The 14773-nt window shown below is 66.3% G+C and carries 13 protein-coding genes; 7 read left to right on the top strand and 6 right to left on the bottom strand.

Annotated features, from left to right (window positions below):
* Positions 1–69: 69 nt before the first annotated feature.
* Positions 70–435 carry a twitching motility response regulator PilH gene (pilH, locus tag IHE46_RS04770; protein WP_192163477.1) on the top strand — a complete coding sequence of 122 codons (366 nt, stop codon included), beginning with the start codon at positions 70–72 and terminating at the stop codon, positions 433–435.
* A 73-nt stretch (positions 436–508) separates the two neighbouring features.
* Here pilH and IHE46_RS04765 read toward each other — a convergent pair whose 3' ends face one another.
* Both IHE46_RS04765 and IHE46_RS04760 read right to left on the bottom strand, forming a co-directional pair.
* On the bottom strand, positions 509–1408 hold the full coding sequence (locus tag IHE46_RS04765) for a DnaJ C-terminal domain-containing protein (RefSeq protein WP_192163476.1): 900 nt from the start codon (positions 1406–1408) through the stop codon (positions 509–511).
* Positions 1409–1503: 95 nt separating this feature from the next.
* On the bottom strand, positions 1504–1947 hold the full coding sequence (locus IHE46_RS04760; protein WP_225562799.1) for an Hsp20/alpha crystallin family protein: 444 nt from the start codon (positions 1945–1947) through the stop codon (positions 1504–1506).
* 158 nt (positions 1948–2105) lie between these two features.
* On the opposite strand from IHE46_RS04760, the gene IHE46_RS04755 reads away from it, so the two are divergent.
* From IHE46_RS04755 to IHE46_RS04730, 6 genes are all read left to right on the top strand, one after another.
* Positions 2106–3893 carry a peptide-N4-asparagine amidase gene (locus IHE46_RS04755; protein ID WP_192163475.1) on the top strand — a complete coding sequence of 596 codons (1788 nt, stop codon included), beginning with the start codon at positions 2106–2108 and terminating at the stop codon, positions 3891–3893.
* Positions 3894–3903: 10 nt separating this feature from the next.
* Entirely contained in the window at positions 3904–4380 is a 477-nt protein-coding gene (locus IHE46_RS04750; RefSeq protein WP_192163474.1) for a peroxiredoxin, read from the top strand.
* A gap of 56 nt (positions 4381–4436) precedes the next feature.
* Entirely contained in the window at positions 4437–6092 is a 1656-nt protein-coding gene (locus IHE46_RS04745; RefSeq protein WP_192163473.1) for a multicopper oxidase domain-containing protein, read from the top strand.
* Between the two features lie 204 nt (positions 6093–6296).
* The gene (locus IHE46_RS04740) at positions 6297–8339 is read left to right on the top strand and encodes an alkaline phosphatase family protein (protein WP_192163472.1); all 2043 of its coding nucleotides are present in this window, start codon (positions 6297–6299) and stop codon (positions 8337–8339) included.
* A gap of 72 nt (positions 8340–8411) precedes the next feature.
* A complete protein-coding gene (locus tag IHE46_RS04735) occupies positions 8412–8861 on the top strand; it encodes a hypothetical protein (protein ID WP_192163471.1) in 450 nt (149 codons plus the stop codon).
* Positions 8862–9098: 237 nt separating this feature from the next.
* A complete protein-coding gene (locus IHE46_RS04730) occupies positions 9099–9512 on the top strand; it encodes a DoxX family protein (RefSeq protein ID WP_192163470.1) in 414 nt (137 codons plus the stop codon).
* A 28-nt stretch (positions 9513–9540) separates the two neighbouring features.
* Here IHE46_RS04730 and IHE46_RS04725 read toward each other — a convergent pair whose 3' ends face one another.
* The 4 genes from IHE46_RS04725 to IHE46_RS04710 all read right to left on the bottom strand — a co-directional run bounded on the left by IHE46_RS04725 (position 9541) and on the right by IHE46_RS04710 (position 14683).
* The gene (locus tag IHE46_RS04725; RefSeq protein WP_192163469.1) at positions 9541–11913 is read right to left on the bottom strand and encodes a TonB-dependent receptor; all 2373 of its coding nucleotides are present in this window, start codon (positions 11911–11913) and stop codon (positions 9541–9543) included.
* 240 nt (positions 11914–12153) lie between these two features.
* Positions 12154–13161 carry a FecR domain-containing protein gene (locus tag IHE46_RS04720; protein ID WP_192163468.1) on the bottom strand — a complete coding sequence of 336 codons (1008 nt, stop codon included), beginning with the start codon at positions 13159–13161 and terminating at the stop codon, positions 12154–12156.
* Positions 13161–13721 carry an RNA polymerase sigma factor gene (locus IHE46_RS04715; protein ID WP_225562798.1) on the bottom strand — a complete coding sequence of 187 codons (561 nt, stop codon included), beginning with the start codon at positions 13719–13721 and terminating at the stop codon, positions 13161–13163. The genes IHE46_RS04720 and IHE46_RS04715 overlap by 1 nt, the downstream gene beginning before the upstream one ends.
* Positions 13718–14683, bottom strand: a complete 966-nt coding sequence (locus IHE46_RS04710; RefSeq protein ID WP_225562797.1) for a DUF535 family protein — start codon at positions 14681–14683, stop codon at positions 13718–13720. The genes IHE46_RS04715 and IHE46_RS04710 overlap by 4 nt, the downstream gene beginning before the upstream one ends.
* Positions 14684–14773 lie beyond the last annotated feature (90 nt).

Raw genomic sequence — 14773 nt, 5'->3', positions numbered from 1 at the left:
CGGGTGCGGCTTGGAAGCGCCGCGCCGCCGGAATAGAATCCACTGAAACAACAAGGGGGACACCCACATATGGCACGTATCCTGATCGTCGACGATTCGCCGTCGCAGCTGCTGGGCCTCAAGCGCGTCGTCGAGAAGCTCGGCCACGAAACCCTCACCGCGGAGGATGGTGCCGCCGGTGTCGAGGTGGCCAAGCGCGAGATCCCGGACCTGATCCTGATGGACGTGGTGATGCCCAATCTCAACGGCTTCCAGGCCACCCGCACGATCAGCAAGGATGCCGCCACGGCGCACATCCCCGTGGTGCTAGTGACCACCAAGGACCAGGAAACCGACCGCGTGTGGGGCATGCGCCAGGGCGCCAAGGCCTACGTCACCAAGCCGATCAAGGAAGAAGAGCTGGTGGCCACGCTGAAGGAACTGCTTCCGGGCTGAGCGGGTTTCCCGCTCGCGTCACGAAAAACGGCGCCTCGCGGCGCCGTTTTTCGTTGGGGCCTGGAGCGCACCCTCAGCGGCGCGGATCGTAACTCGCGAATTCCGTCCGCAGCGCCTCGTAGGCCGCCCGCTGCGCGTCGCTCTCCGCCGCAGGCGTGCGGATCGACAGTTCCACGAACTGGTCGCCCGGGTGCGTGCCGGGCATGCCGCGCCCCTTCAGGCGCAGCTTGCGGCCCGACTGCGAGCCGGGCGGAATGCGCAGCTCCACCGTACCGGCCAGGGTCGGCACCGGCAGGGTGGCGCCAAGCGCCGCTTCCCAGGGGCTGATCGGCAGCACGTGCAACACGTTGCGGCCGTCCAGCTTGAAGCGCGCATCGTCGCGTATGCCCACTTCAAGCAACAGGTCGCCGTTCGGGCCGCCGTTGCCGCCCGGATGGCCCTGCCCCGCCAGGCGGATCACCTGCCCCGGCTGGATGCCGGCGGGGATCTTCACCTCCAGCACGCGCTCCTCGCCGCGGCCATCGTGCATCGACAACCGGGTGCGGCCGCCGTCGAACGCGGTCTGCAGGTCGACGTCCACTCTCGCCTGCACGTCCTGCCCGCGCCGCGCACGCGGCTGCCCGCGCTGGGCGCCGGCACCGCGACCGCCGAACAGGCTCTCGAAGAAATCGCTGAAGTCGCCGTCGCCGAAATCGAAATGCTGGCCCTGCCCGCCGCTCCAGCCCGGTGGCGGCCGGAACTGCTCGCCGCCGCGATAGCCGCCGGCCCGCACCTGGTCGTAGGCGCGGCGCTTCTCGGGATCGAGCAGTACCTCCTGGGCCTCGTTCGCCTCCTTGAACTTCTCCTCGGCCCCGGCTTCCTTGTTCTTGTCGGGGTGGTACTTGCGCGCCAGCTTGCGGTAAGCGGCCTTGATTTCCGCTTCGCTGGCCTCGGGCTTGACGCCGAGAATCTCGTAATAGTCTTTGAATTCCACCGCCACTCCTTCGTACCGGCTGCATCAACGCCAAGCGGCCCGTGACGGATCATCGTCCGCCACGGGCCACACTCGCAAGTTGCACGCGTACGAATTCAGTGGGCGGTATCGACCACGATGCGGCGCGGTGCGCTCTCGGCCTTCTTCGGTATCACGATCTCCAGCACGCCGTGCCGGTTGCTGGCGGTGATGCGCTCGGCATCCACGCTGTCGGGCAGCGTGAAGCGGCGCAGGAACGCGCCGTGGGGGCGCTCCTTGTGCACGCCGTGGCTGGATGCATCGACGGCATCCGCCGCACGCTCGCCGCGGATCGAAAGCACGTTCTTGTCCATGCTCACGTCGATGGCCGCCGGGTCGATGCCGGGCACGTCGGCGCGGATTACGAAGCGCTCGGCTTCCTCATGCACATCCACGCGCGGCGACCATGCCACGGCGTCAGCGCCGGGGTTGTCGGCGGATTCCGCAAGGCGGTCGAACGCATGCCGAAACGCCCGCGCATCGCGCGGCAGGCCCCACATCACATGATGGTTCAAGCTCATCGGGAAACTCCTCGATTGGATTGCGGCACGTCGCCGCCTGACTGCAGAAATAGGTGCAGCGGCCCGCGATTCAAGGCGGCGCGCGCAACTCCTCGCCAGCGGGTGCGATCCGGTGCATGCTTGCGGTTCATGTTCAAAGCAACCGTGGAATGACCTGCATGCGTCACTTGATCGGATCGGGCCTCGCCCTTGTACTGGCCCTGCCCGCCGCCGCACAGACCGCAGCGCCGACGCCCACCGTGGGCGACCGCGGCGTGGCCGTCGCCGACGCGCCGGTGCCGCGCCCTGCCGGTACGCCCTGCATCGCGAAGCTTTATGCCGATGTCTCGTTCGACGATCACGGCGAGTCCACCTCGCGCGATGCGAAGCCGCGCGAATGGAACTATGCCCCGCCCGTGCAATGCGCCGGCCCGTGGGCCAAGGTGGTGCTCGAAGCGGATTTCTCGGTGGACGCCGGACGGCAGTACGACCGCACGGTCAGCCTGTGGCTCAAGGGCGTGAACCTGTACTACGGCACCACGCAGGAACCCGGCGCCAAGGTCGCGCCGCATTGGCATGTCGAGCGCGACGTCACCGACTACGCCAGCCTGTTTCGCGATGCCGGGCATGGCCAGGTCATCCTCAACAACTGGGTCGACGGCAAGCACGACAGCGCGATCCACGGCAGCGCGCGGCTGGTGTTCTATCCGGCGGCAGGCAACGCCGCTCCGTCGCCTGCCGACCTTGCCTTCGGCCTCGTCGGCGACAGCGGCGGCCATCCGGTGGATGTGCAGGACGAAAAGGCCGCGCTCTCGCGCACCTTCACCCTGCCGCGCAACGTCGAACGCGTGGCGCTGGACCTGATCGCGCAGAGCCAGGCCGTGGACGAGCAGTGGTACATGTGCATCGACGACGCCGACGTGGAGCCCACGCGCGAATTCTCGCTGGGGCCACCCAACGCCGGCGATCCGCTGGAACAGTGCGGCGGCGGCAACTACCGCGAGGTGGCCGTCAGCATCGACGGCCAACCCGCCGGCCGTGCGCCGGTCTACCCGTGGACCTATACCGGCGGCGTGGACCCCAACCTGTGGCGACCGACGCCGGACCTCCAGACGCTCAACTTCACGCCGTACCGCATGGACCTGACGCCCTTCGCCGCCCTGCTGGACGACGGCAAGCCGCACACCGTGGCGGTACGCGTGCTGGGCGCGCACGACTTCTTCAGCGTTGCCGCCAATCTGCTGGTGTGGCGCGACCCGAAGCTCGCCGTACTCGCGGGCAAGCTCATGCAAAACACGCTGGCCACGCAGCAGGACGCACTGCAGTCAAAAGTGCAGCGCCATTTCGCACGCGGGTCCCATGGCACGCTGCACGGCGAGGTCGATACCCTGCAGAGCGGCAGCTATGTCATCGCCGGCGAACTGCAGACCTCGGCCGGCAAGGTCGTCACGCGCGTCGCGCAGCACACGGACTTTGCCAATCGGCAGAGCTTCGACCACCCGTCGCAGGACCTCTACAACCAGCACATCGCCATGCGTACGCAGGTCGTCAACGAGGTGAGCACCACCACGGACGCCACCACGGTGCAGACCCGGCAGCGCCTCGACTATCCGCTGCTGATCGATATCCGCAAGCAGGTGCATGCCAAGGGCGACTTCACTGCCGACATCACGATGCGACAGGGTTATCAAGACAAGCGCCAGGACATGGGCGGAAACCATAAGGGCTTCTGGTCCACGTTGGACAACCAGCTCGTCAGCCACAGCAACACCGACTTCAACGCGGGCGGCACGGCCATTACCGGCTCGCGCGGACAACACGGTCGGCAGTCGTACCGCTTAAGCGATTCGCTGGGCAGCTGCTACGCACGGCGCGTGGAAACGCGCGATCAGGCCGTCGTCGCCGTCGAATCCGGCCAGGGCTGCCCGAACCAGACCAACCGTCTCGACGGCTCCTCCCAACTTTGAGGTTCGCACCATGAGCATCCAGATCGGACAAACCCTGCCTGACGTCGAAGTGCGCCTCGTCGGCGACGGCATCCGCGATGCCCGCACCGGCGAGCTGTTCGCCGGCCGCAAGGTGGTGCTGTTCGCGGTGCCGGGCGCCTTCACGCCCACCTGCTCGAACCGTCATCTGCCCGGCTATGTGACGCACCACCGCGATTTTCTCGAACGCGGCATCGAGGTGATGTGCCTGTCGGTCAACGACGCCTACGTGATGCAGGCCTGGGCTGCCGCACAGCACGTGCCGCACGACCTGCTGCTGATCGCCGACGGCAACGCCGCCTTCACCCGCGCGCTGGGCCTGGAGCTGGACGGCAGCGGCTACGGCATGGGCCTGCGTGCGCGCCGCTTCGCGCTGTACGCGGAAGACGGGGTGGTGCGCCAGCTGCATGTCGAAGCGCCGGGCGAGTTCCGCGTGTCCAGCGCGGAAGCCATGCTCGCGGTGGTCTGAGCAGGCATTCCGGAGAGGTCATCTCTCTGTCATCCACCCTGCCTAGGGTGGGTGACATGACGATTACACGACGCGCATTCCTCCGTGGCGCAGGCAGCCTGATCGGAGCTGGTGCACTGGCCGACCTCTGGCGCCCGGCGGCGGCGTCCGTCACCACCATGGCCATGCCGATGGCCGGCCGCACCTCGGCGGCGATGCTCGCCGCGCCGAAGGTACCGCTGATCAATCCCGTCTCGCTGGCGCGCTTCGTCGATCCCTTGCCGATTCCGCCGACGGCCCGTGCGACTGAGCAGCGCGCGCATCCGGCATTCCCCGGGCGGAAGCTGCCCTGCTACCGCATGCAGATGCGCGCATTCAAAATGCGCCTGCACCGTGATGTACCGCCCACCAGCCTGTGGGGCTACGACGGCTCGTTCCCGGGACCGACGATCGAAGCGAAGCGCGGCGAGCCGCTGCTGGTCGAATGGGCGAATGCCTTGCCGACGCAGCACTTCCTGCCGATCGACCACAACCTCCATGGCGCGGAGAAAAGCCACCCTGAGGTGCGCGCGGTGACGCACGTGCATGGCGCGCGCGTGCCGGCCCATGCGGACGGCTATCCGGAAGACTGGTACACGCCGGGCCAGTCGAAACTCTATCTCTACCCGAACGCACAGGATGCGGCCACGCTGTGGTACCACGACCACGCGATGGGTATCACGCGGCTGAACATCTACGCGGGCCTCATCGGCACCTATATCGTGCGCGACCCGGAAGAGCAGGCGCTCGGTCTGCCTACCGGTGACTGCGACGTCCCATTGATCCTTTGCGACCGCCTGTTGGCGCAGGACGGCCAGCTCTATTACCCGGTTTCAGACGATCCCGACGCGCCGTGGGTCATGCAGTGCAATGGCAACCTGCCGCTGTGCAACGGCAAGATCTTTCCGTATTTCGAAGTCGAACCGCGCAAATACCGCTTCCGCCTGGTCAACGCCGCCAACACTAGCTTTTTCGACCTGTCGCTTTCGCACGGCCAACCGTTCCAGCAGATAGCCAGCGACCAGGGCCTGTTGCCAAAGTCGCTGGAACGCGCGCGCATCGAGCTGTATCCCGCCGAACGTGCGGATGTGGTGGTCGACTTCGCCGAACTGGCCGGCAAGACCGTGCAGCTGCGCCATCAGTCGCAAGGCATCCTTGAATTCCGCGTGCGCGACGGCGCGAAGCGTGACGCTTCCGTACTGCCGGCGACACTGCGCGACGTGCCGCGCATCGATCCGGCCGGCGCGGCGCAGCATCGCGTGATGACGCTCAACGAAACCGACGATGCCAACGGCAATGCGCTGCAGATGTTGCTGGACGGCAAGCGTTGGTTCGACCCGGTCAGCGAAAACCCTCGCCAGCACAGCGTGGAAACCTGGAGCTTCGTCAATCTCACCGGCGATGCGCACCCCATCCATCTGCACCTGGTGCGCTTCCAAGTGCTGAATCGCCGGCCCTTCGACCTGTTCGCGTGGAACGCGCACCGGGAATTGAAATTCACCGGCCCCGCGCAGGCGCCCGAGCCGCACGAAATGGGCTGGAAAGATACCGTGCGCGCCGACCCCGGCATGGTGACGCGCATCGCCATGCGCTTCGAAGGCGAGCCGGGGCGGTATGTCTGGCATTGCCATTTCCTCGAGCACGAGGACAACGAAATGATGCGCCCGTACGACGTGCTTCCCGCGCATTCGTAAACACCTGCGCACAAACCGTGCGGCACGGCATGCGGCCTGTCGCAGCACTGTCATCGGGCGCGGTCGTCGTGTCGCGCCACTGCCAACACGGCGTCATGCACGCGGCGCATCCTGCCCCCGCTTGAGCAGGGCGGTTGCATGCGCAGGCGCAATCAGGGGGATCACTCGAGCAGGCTCGCAGAAAGCCGGCAGGAGAGACCAGTCATGTCCAAAAGATTAGGCAGTACCCGCTTGAAACCTTTCGTGCTGTGCATGCTGGCGACCGGCATCGTCGGCCTTGCCAATGCGCAGACAACCTCTTCGCAGAACGACGCCGGCTTCCGCACGAACGTGCCCAACACGTCCACCGCGCCGCGGCATGACCTGCCCGGCGGCATCGTGACGCTGCACATGCCAGGCGATGGCCAGGACGCCAGCAACCGTACGCGCACGCCGATCAAGCACGTGATCCTGCTGATCGGCGAGAACCGCACCTTCGACCACGTCTTTGCCACCTACACGCCGCCCGCCGGCCAGACCGTGAACAACCTGCTGTCCGAAGGCATCGTCAACGCCGACGGCACGCCCGGCCCGAACGTGGCCAAGGCGCAGCAGTGGCAGGCTCGCCAGACGGGCGACTACACGAATGCACCCGCACGCGTCGGCCCCTACGCCAACCTGCCGGCGATGAACACCGGCGGCGCGCCGACCCAGGCGTATCTCGCTTCCGCTGCGCAAGCCGCCGCGGTCGAGCCGGCGTTGCCGAGCGACGACTATGCCGAGCTCGCCGAAGGCGGCACCGGCCTGCCCAACGACGTCGTCGATACGCGTTTCCCCGGCACGCTGCCGAACGCGCCGGTCGATATGCACGCATCGATCAGCTACAACGATTACGCCAACAGCCCGGTGCATCGCTTCTTCCAGATGTGGCAGCAGTTGGATTGCAGCACGGCCAACGCCACCCAGAAGAACCCCAGCGGTTGCCGCGCGGATCTCTTCCCATGGGTGGAAACCACCATGGGCGCCGGCAACAACGGCAAGACGCAGCCCGCCGGCTTCACCGACCAGAGCACGGGTGAAGGCTCCACCTCGATGCAGTTCCTCAACATGGCGCACGGCGACGCGCCCTACTTCAAGCAACTGGCCGAGAAGTACGCGCTGAGCGACAACTTCCACCAGTCGGTGATGGGCGGCACGGGCGCCAACCACATCATGCTGGGCTTCGGCGATGCGATCTATTACGCCGACGCGGACGGCAATCCCGCCGTGCCGCCGACCAACCAGATCGAGAACCCGAACTCGCAGAGCGGCACCAACAACTGGTGGGTGCAGGACGGCTACAGCGGCGGCTCCTACGTCGACTGCGCCGACGATTCGCAACCTGGCGTGGGTGCGGTGCGCAGCTACCTGAAGAGCCTGCCCTACCACACCTTCCGCGGCACGGACTGCAAGCCGGGCGCGTACTACCTGGTCAACAACTACAACCCCGGCTACCTGGGCACCGGCGAAGCGGCCCCGCTGGGCACCGACCAGTACACCGTTCCGCCGACCAAGCAGGACAACCTGGCCTTGCTGCTGGCCCGCCATCACGTCAGCTGGAAGTATTACGGCGAAGGCTGGGCCAACGGCACGGAATCCGGCGAAGCCGGCACCTTCTGCAACATCTGCGACCCGTTCCTGTACTCCACGCAGGTCATGACCAACGCCAAGCTGCGCGCGAACAATCAGGACATCAACAACCTCTACAGCGACATCCAAAACGGCACGCTGCCGGCCGTGGCCATCGCCAAGCCGGACGGACTGCTGGACGGCCACCCGGCCTCGTCCAAGCTGGAGCTGTACGAAGGCTACGTGCAGAAGATCGTGCAGATGGTGCAGGCCAATCCGAAGTTGTGGAACGACACCGCGATCATGATCACCTTCGACGAAGGCGGCGGCTACTACGACTCCGGCTACGTGCAGCCGGTCGACTTCTTCGGCGACGGCACGCGCATCCCGCTGCTGGTGGTCTCGAAGTACTCCACCGGTGGCCACGTGGTGCACACCTACTTCGACCACGTGTCGTTCGACAAATTCGTCGAGGCCAACTGGGGAATCGACGAAACCATCTCCCGCCGCAGCCGCGACAACCTGCCGAACCCGATCCAGTTCCGCAACAACCCATACGTACCGGTCAACGCGCCGGCCATCGGCGACCTGATGGACATGTTCGACTTCCATCGTGGTTGGCGACCGGACGGCGGCAACGTCGCCTCGGCACCGAACTGAAAAACTCCGCCATGCACACCCCGTCCACTTCGGTGGACGGGGTTTTTGCCGTTGCCGCCCAGGAACCGCCTCATGAACCCGACCCTGCGTCGCGTCACGCGCCGCTCCCCCGCGATAGCCGCCCTGCTGCTGATCATCGCCGCCTGCACGCTAGGCCCCATCGCGCATGCCGATCCGGGCGATTTTCAGACCATGCCCGGCCTCTGGAAGATCACCCTGCGCACCATCGCGGATGGCCATGCCACCCAGGTCGGCGTGAAATGGAAATGCCTCTACGACGGCGGCGATCCGTGGACGACCTTCGTGGACGCGATGGCGCCCGATGCCGGTTGCCAGCGCAGCAACGAACACCGCGCCAGCACGGCACTGGCATGGCAAGTCCGCTGCGGCATGCGCTCGGGCCAGGGCCGCATCGCGCTCGACTCGCCCCAGCACTACACCGGCAACGTGACGTTGGGCGGACACGAGGTGCTGCGCGTCGAGGGCGTACGTGTCGCCGCCTGTACCAGCCCCAGCGACTGAAACCCCTGCCTGGCGCACAAGTGCGCTTGATCGGCCTCCTCCTCCTCGGAGTCCGCATCGACGGGTGGACTGCTAGACGTCCGCAGGCGGTTGCGACAGCCGCCTGAACCCGCTCACTCAAACGGGACAGACCACCCGCTGTATAGTCGGACCCGTCGCGCCGGTGACCGAGTCGGCCGCGACTGCCCTGACTCGCCGCGCCATGAGCCGTTCCATCCGTCGTTCGAGGGGAATCGCATGCGATACGCATTGTTCGAAAACCAGCGGGACGCGCTGCTTCTCGTCGCCCGTCTCCTGCTGATGCTGCTGTTCGTGCTGTTCGGCTTCAGCAAGCTCACCGACTACACCGGCACCAGCGCCTACATGGCGGCCGAGGGGCTGCCGCTGCCCATGCTGGCTGCGGCCGTGGTCATCGCGATGGAATTCTTCGTGGGCCTGGCGATCGTGCTGGGCTTCTGGACGCGGCCGCTGGCGCTGCTGCTGGCGCTGTATACGCTGGGCACGGCGCTGGTCGCGCACCACTATTGGACCATGGGCGGCGCCGACCGCATGGCCAACATGATCAATTTCTACAAGAATCTTTCGATCATCGGCGGCCTGTTGTTGCTCTGCCTCACCGGCCCGGGCAGATATTCAATCGACCGTCGGTAGGCACTCGCGCAGCGGGCGCCGTGGACGCTCAGAAATCCCGGCTCCCGCTCAACATGACGCTGCGCCCGCAATGCAAGGGTACGAAGGTTTCGTCGAACTCGACGTCGTGCAGATTGCGGTCGAGCAGGTTGCGCACGCCCAGCGTGACGGTCCAACGCTGTCCCTGCCATGACACATTGCCGTCCACCTCCGCCTGGCCCGGTATGGTGAAATAGGTCACCCCGTCCGACATCTGGCTGAGGCTGGCGCTGCGCACCAGCACGCCGCCGGCTACGCCCCAGCCGCGCAGCGGGCCGCCCTGCAGGCGGTAGCTGGTCCACAGGTTGAAGTGCTCGCGCGGCATGCCAACGGGCGGCGAACCATCGTGATTGCTCACCAGCGCGTTGCTGTAGGCCGCGCTCAGATCCCACCCGGGCGCCATGTTCCCGTTGAATTCCAGCTCGACGCCGCGGTTGGTCTGCCCCGGCCCGGGAATGCCGTAATACGGCGGCCGCGGCGAACTGACGTCGTTGCTGTGGTCAAGCATGATGCGATAGGTCGCCAGGGTGAGCATGGCGCGCTGGTCGAACAGCATCAGCTTCGCGCCGGCCTCCAGCTGGCGCGAATGCGACGGCTGCAATGGCTGGCCGTCCTTGCCCAGCACCTCGTTAGACTGGAAACCGCTGCTGGCGCTGGCGTACAGCGAGAGCAGCGGCGTGAGCTTGTACAGCACGCCGGCGTTGGGTACCCACTGCGACCGGTGCTGGGTCGTCGGATTGTCGTTGAAGTCCACGGTGGCGAGTTCATAGGTCGTGCGCCGCAGGGCCAGCAGCACGTTCCAGCGTTCACCAAGCGCGATCTGGTCCTGCAGGAATATCGCGTGATCGGTCGCCCATGGATCACCCGGCACATTCACCGGAAAACCCTTGTACGGGCCGGCCAGCGCCGACACCGGCGGCAGCGGCGGGCTCGTGTAGAGGTTGTAGCTGGATTGCTGCAGGAAGCCCAGCGTGTCGTCGACTCGGCCGGACTGCGATCGCGAATAGTCGAAACCGGCGACCAGCACCTGACGGATCGCGCCGCTGTCGAAGCGACCCACCATGTCGTTCTGCACGGTGTAGAACGCATCGCCGTAGTGATACCGCTGCGCCATCGGGGCCGCGTCGCCGTTCGGCGAGAAATCGTCCAGGTACCACTCCTGCACGCTGGAGCGCTGCCGCACGTACTGGCCGCGGCTGCGAAACGTCCAGGTCTCGTCGAAAGCATGTTCGAACTCATACGACAGGCGCGTGGTCTGGAACAGCGAGTGGTCGCCCGGGTTGCCGATCATCAGGCCAGGGGACGTCTCGCTGGACAGGGTGTCGCCCAGCATTACCGCGTAATCGGGGATAGGCTCGTGCCGAACCAGGCGTTCGACCGACACCACCAGCTTGTTCGCCCCGTTGCGCCAGCCGATGGAAGGCGCCAGGTAGCCGCCGCGCTGGCCGCGCCGGCCCTGCCGGGTCTGGTCCGCGTATTCGGTGGATGCCACCAGGCGGTACGTCCATTCGTTCCCGCTGCCCAACGGGCCGCCCAGGTCGATGCCGAGCTGGCCGTCGCCGTACTGGCCCATCGAAAAATAGAGTTTGTGCACGGGCGTTGCCGTCGGCTGCTTCATCACCAGGTTGATGAGGCCGCCGAAATTGTTGCTGACCGAGGCATCGCCGATGATGGCCTGCGGCCCCTTCAGCACCTCCACGTGATCGATGCCGATCAGCGGAGGAAAATCGCCATAGGACACGATGCTGTTGGGCAGCCCGTCGACCATGCCGTTGCCGACCTCGAAGCCGCGCACGAGGAATACCGGCAACGCATCCGAGCCATTCATGAACAACACGCCGGCCACGTTGCGCACCGCATCCGCCACATTGCTCGCCTGCTCGGAATCAAGCAGCGCATGCGGCACCTCGCTCACCGAGGCCGGCAATTCGAGCAGATCGGTGGCCGTGCGCGTGGCGCCGTCGCCGACACCCATCAGGTAGCTGCTCTGGTCGACCGCGCCGGTGGCCACAATCGGCGCCAGTTGCTGGACATCGAGCCGCGCGGAGGCCGTCGCGGCCGCTTTCGATGCGGCGAGCGCGGGTTTCACCACCACCGTCCCGGCATCGACGAAGCTGTAGGTCAGCCCCGTGCCTTGCAAAATTTGCCCCAGCGCAGTCGCAACCGTGCAATCGGCGCTGACGCCGTGCGAGTTCACGGCGTCGACCTTGCCGCCGGCCGTAAGCACCTGCACGTCCGCCTGCCGCCCGAACGCGATCAGCGCCGTGGAAAGCGTCTGGGGAGGAATCGCGAAATGCAGCGTGGCCGCCGCATCGGCAGCCCGGCATGGCACAGCCGCGGCTGCGAGGGCAGCCACCAATGGCAGCAGGCCAAACCGGCTCATGGCATCCACTTGTCCCCTGGCGAAAGCCGCGATTTTCGCATGCAGAAGAGACAAAGTGAGATGCCGCAGGTTCAACTCCCCAAAGACAATCCTGGTTTCGTGCCATCAGCCGTACGAAATCCCGGCCCGCACGAAGCGGCCGGCGCCGTACGAAGCGATCGGGACAAGCTCACGATGCAGCCGGCAGCGCGTCTCGTCCTCCAACGCGCCAATCATGGGGATTTCGCCGCATCCCGCTACTCAACGCCGCTGCACAGCCGCCTTTCTGGCCGAGAGCGTCACCGCATGCGCGCTCGTGTCCACCTGCAGCGGGAAAACCTGCGGCAAGGCACGCAGCCAGCCGTCGATGTCGTCGACATGGACGGTACCGGTGAAGCTGAGGGCGGCAAGCTCGGCACCCTCCAGCCGCACGGGTTTGTTGCTGTAGCGGTTGACGCTCGCGATTACCACCGGCAGCGGTTCGTCGACGAATTCGAGGTGATTGCTGCGCCAGCCTGCGGCCTGCTCCGGGGTGGTCGTGCCCAGGCTCAAGGCGTGCGTGGTCGCGTTCCACAGCACGCGTTGCTCGGCGCCTGCATCCAGCGTGCGCGCCGTATCGCCGGACACGGCCACCCGCACCTGGCCCTGCGTCACGGCCACCGCCACTTCGCCGTCGGTCCGGCGCACGTCGAAAGCGGTACCGATGTCGCGCACCGTGATGCCGCCGGCGCCGACCTCGAAGGGATGCTGCATGTCGTGCGCCACCTGGAAATACGCTTCGCCCGCTTCCAGCGCCACCTGGCGTTTGCCATCCGCGAAACGCACGCGCAGGCGGCTCGCACCGCCCAGGGTGACCTTGCTGCCATCCGCCAGCACGATGTCGCGGTTCTGTCCGGTAACGGTTGCGTAGGTCGCCTGCAGCATGCCGTCGTTGGTGGCATGGCCGCGCAGCAGGAAGTTGCCGCCGATGGCCAGCACCAAGGCGGCAGCCGCGGCGGCCGCACCCCACCAATGCCGGCTGGGTGTCGCATGGGGCGCGAATTCGTTCACCAGCTGACGGCGCGCCGTGGCGTCAAGCGTACCCAGCCGCTCACCGAAATCGTTGATGTATTCGAAAGCCGCCAGGTGGCCGTCGTCCTGCGCCACCCAGTCCAGCCACAGCCGCGTGATCACTTCGGAGCCGGTGCCCTGCGGATCGCGCAGGCGCGTCCACCAGTCGGCCGCTTCCAGGAGCAGGTGTTCGTCGAATGTTCGGGGAGTGTTGGTCATCACGGCATCTCTCTTTCTTCCACTCGTGCGCGGCAATGCGCCAGCGCGCGGGTGACGTGGTAGCGCACCATGCGTGCGCTGAGTTTCATGGTGTGCGCGATCGCTTCGAAATCGCGGCCTTCGATGGCGTAGAGCACGAAGGCACGGCTGGTCTTGGCCGGCAATTCGCGCAGCGCGGACTGCAATTCGCGCCATTGCGCGAATGCCGCCGCATGGCGCTCGGGCACCGGCGCAAGGTGCAATTCGTGCGCAGGCTCCGGCACTTCGTCGATGGACGGCGCCTCGCGCAGTTTGCGCATGCGCAGGCGGTCGACCGCAAGATTGCCCGCGATGCGGAACAGGAAGGCACGCGGCGAATCGATCTGCTCGGGGTGCTCCAGCGCCAGCATGCGCAGCCACGCTTCCTGCGCCAGCTCCTGCGCGTCCGCCAGCGACCCGAGCCGGCATTGCAGGAACGCGACCAGCGCGCGGTTGTGCTCGCGGAACAATTCCGCCACGCCGGCTTCATGCCGCGAGGGCATGACGGTAACGGTACTGTTGATGGTTTCAGGCTGGCTCATGACGCTTCCGCACAGACTCCATGGAACAGATGGCCAAAGTCCGATTTCGGGGCGTGTTGCTCATGCTGCCGGTGGCGTTCGGGCATCGCGCTCAAAGCATCCACCAGCAGCCGTTCGGCTTCCCTGCGGATGGCTTCGCGCTTCCGGAAGGCGGAACGATGCTGGCTGGGCACGTCCGCCTCGGTCTTGTGCCGCGGCTGCAGCGGCAGTTCGTACCAGCCGCCGTCGACCTCCGTGCCCTGCTGCTCCTGCCAGTACGCATCGTAATCCGCCGTGAAGCTGTGGTGCGGACGGCGCAGGGGATGGGCCGCATTGCCCACGGCCAACAGTCGCGACAGGCCCCAGTGTCGCGCCATCGCCCCGACCAGCGCCAGCATCAGGGAGCGCGGACGCAAGCCGTGCAGGTTTCGTGTCAGTTCGCGCACGATTTCCTTGGCATCGGCGCCGACCGGCCCCTGGATGCAGCCGATGGCCAGCGTCTTGTCGTCGATCACCGTTACCACGACGCGGTACAGCGGGTTACCGAGCTCGTCGGCCAACTGGACGCACAGCTCGCCCTCGCAACCAAAGAAGATCGGCGGACGCAGGCTGAGAACCAGTCGGCGGCTGTCCTTCAGCTTCAGCAGACCCAGCCGAGCAATGCCTTCCACATATACGGCACGGAACAGCGGCGCCGGCATCGCCGCCAGCACATGATGGTAGTGTCGGCGGATCGCCTGCAAACGCTGACTGCGATGCCAGCCGCGGTTGAGGTAACGATGCAGGTGGCGTTCCAGCATGCGCGGATCGCGGCGCCGGAACGCCCACAGCGCCGGCTCATTCTCGATAAAGGTGAGGAAATCGAGCTGTTCGCGCAACATCGCCAGGCAACGGGCAACGTACTTGGCGGCCATCCATGTGCGTTTGTCCGTGTTGCCGCACCAGTCGTGGCGACCGCGCAGCGAACGGAAAAAATATGTCATGGCATCAATCATCCCGGTCAGCCATGCCGCCGACCGACCGCCCAAGCCGACTGGCGACGGCCCTGGATAACATACCTGCAGGGACGCGCG

Origin of the sequence: Rhodanobacter sp. DHG33, assembly GCF_014843005.1 — a bacterium.
Classification (GTDB): Bacteria; Pseudomonadota; Gammaproteobacteria; order Xanthomonadales; family Rhodanobacteraceae; genus Rhodanobacter_A.
Note: the sequence above shows the minus strand (reverse complement) of the source record. Positions and strands in the feature narration are given on the sequence as shown.

Bases quoted from the DNA above. Each gene is read 5' to 3' on its own strand.
- IHE46_RS04755 (WP_192163475.1), top strand. From the start codon at position 2,106: ATGCGTCACTTGATCGGATCGGGCCTCGCCCTTGTACTGGCCCTGCCC.
- IHE46_RS04725 (WP_192163469.1), bottom strand. From the start codon at position 11,913: ATGAGCCGGTTTGGCCTGCTGCCATTGGTGGCTGCCCTCGCAGCCGCG.
- IHE46_RS04720 (WP_192163468.1), bottom strand. From the start codon at position 13,161: ATGACCAACACTCCCCGAACATTCGACGAACACCTGCTCCTGGAAGCG.
- IHE46_RS04735 (WP_192163471.1), top strand. From the start codon at position 8,412: ATGAACCCGACCCTGCGTCGCGTCACGCGCCGCTCCCCCGCGATAGCC.
- IHE46_RS04750 (WP_192163474.1), top strand. From the start codon at position 3,904: ATGAGCATCCAGATCGGACAAACCCTGCCTGACGTCGAAGTGCGCCTC.
- IHE46_RS04710 (WP_225562797.1), bottom strand. From the start codon at position 14,683: ATGACATATTTTTTCCGTTCGCTGCGCGGTCGCCACGACTGGTGCGGC.
- IHE46_RS04740 (WP_192163472.1), top strand. From the start codon at position 6,297: ATGTCCAAAAGATTAGGCAGTACCCGCTTGAAACCTTTCGTGCTGTGC.
- IHE46_RS04760 (WP_225562799.1), bottom strand. From the start codon at position 1,947: ATGAGCTTGAACCATCATGTGATGTGGGGCCTGCCGCGCGATGCGCGG.
- IHE46_RS04730 (WP_192163470.1), top strand. From the start codon at position 9,099: ATGCGATACGCATTGTTCGAAAACCAGCGGGACGCGCTGCTTCTCGTC.
- IHE46_RS04715 (WP_225562798.1), bottom strand. From the start codon at position 13,721: ATGAGCCAGCCTGAAACCATCAACAGTACCGTTACCGTCATGCCCTCG.
- IHE46_RS04745 (WP_192163473.1), top strand. From the start codon at position 4,437: ATGACGATTACACGACGCGCATTCCTCCGTGGCGCAGGCAGCCTGATC.
- pilH (WP_192163477.1), top strand. From the start codon at position 70: ATGGCACGTATCCTGATCGTCGACGATTCGCCGTCGCAGCTGCTGGGC.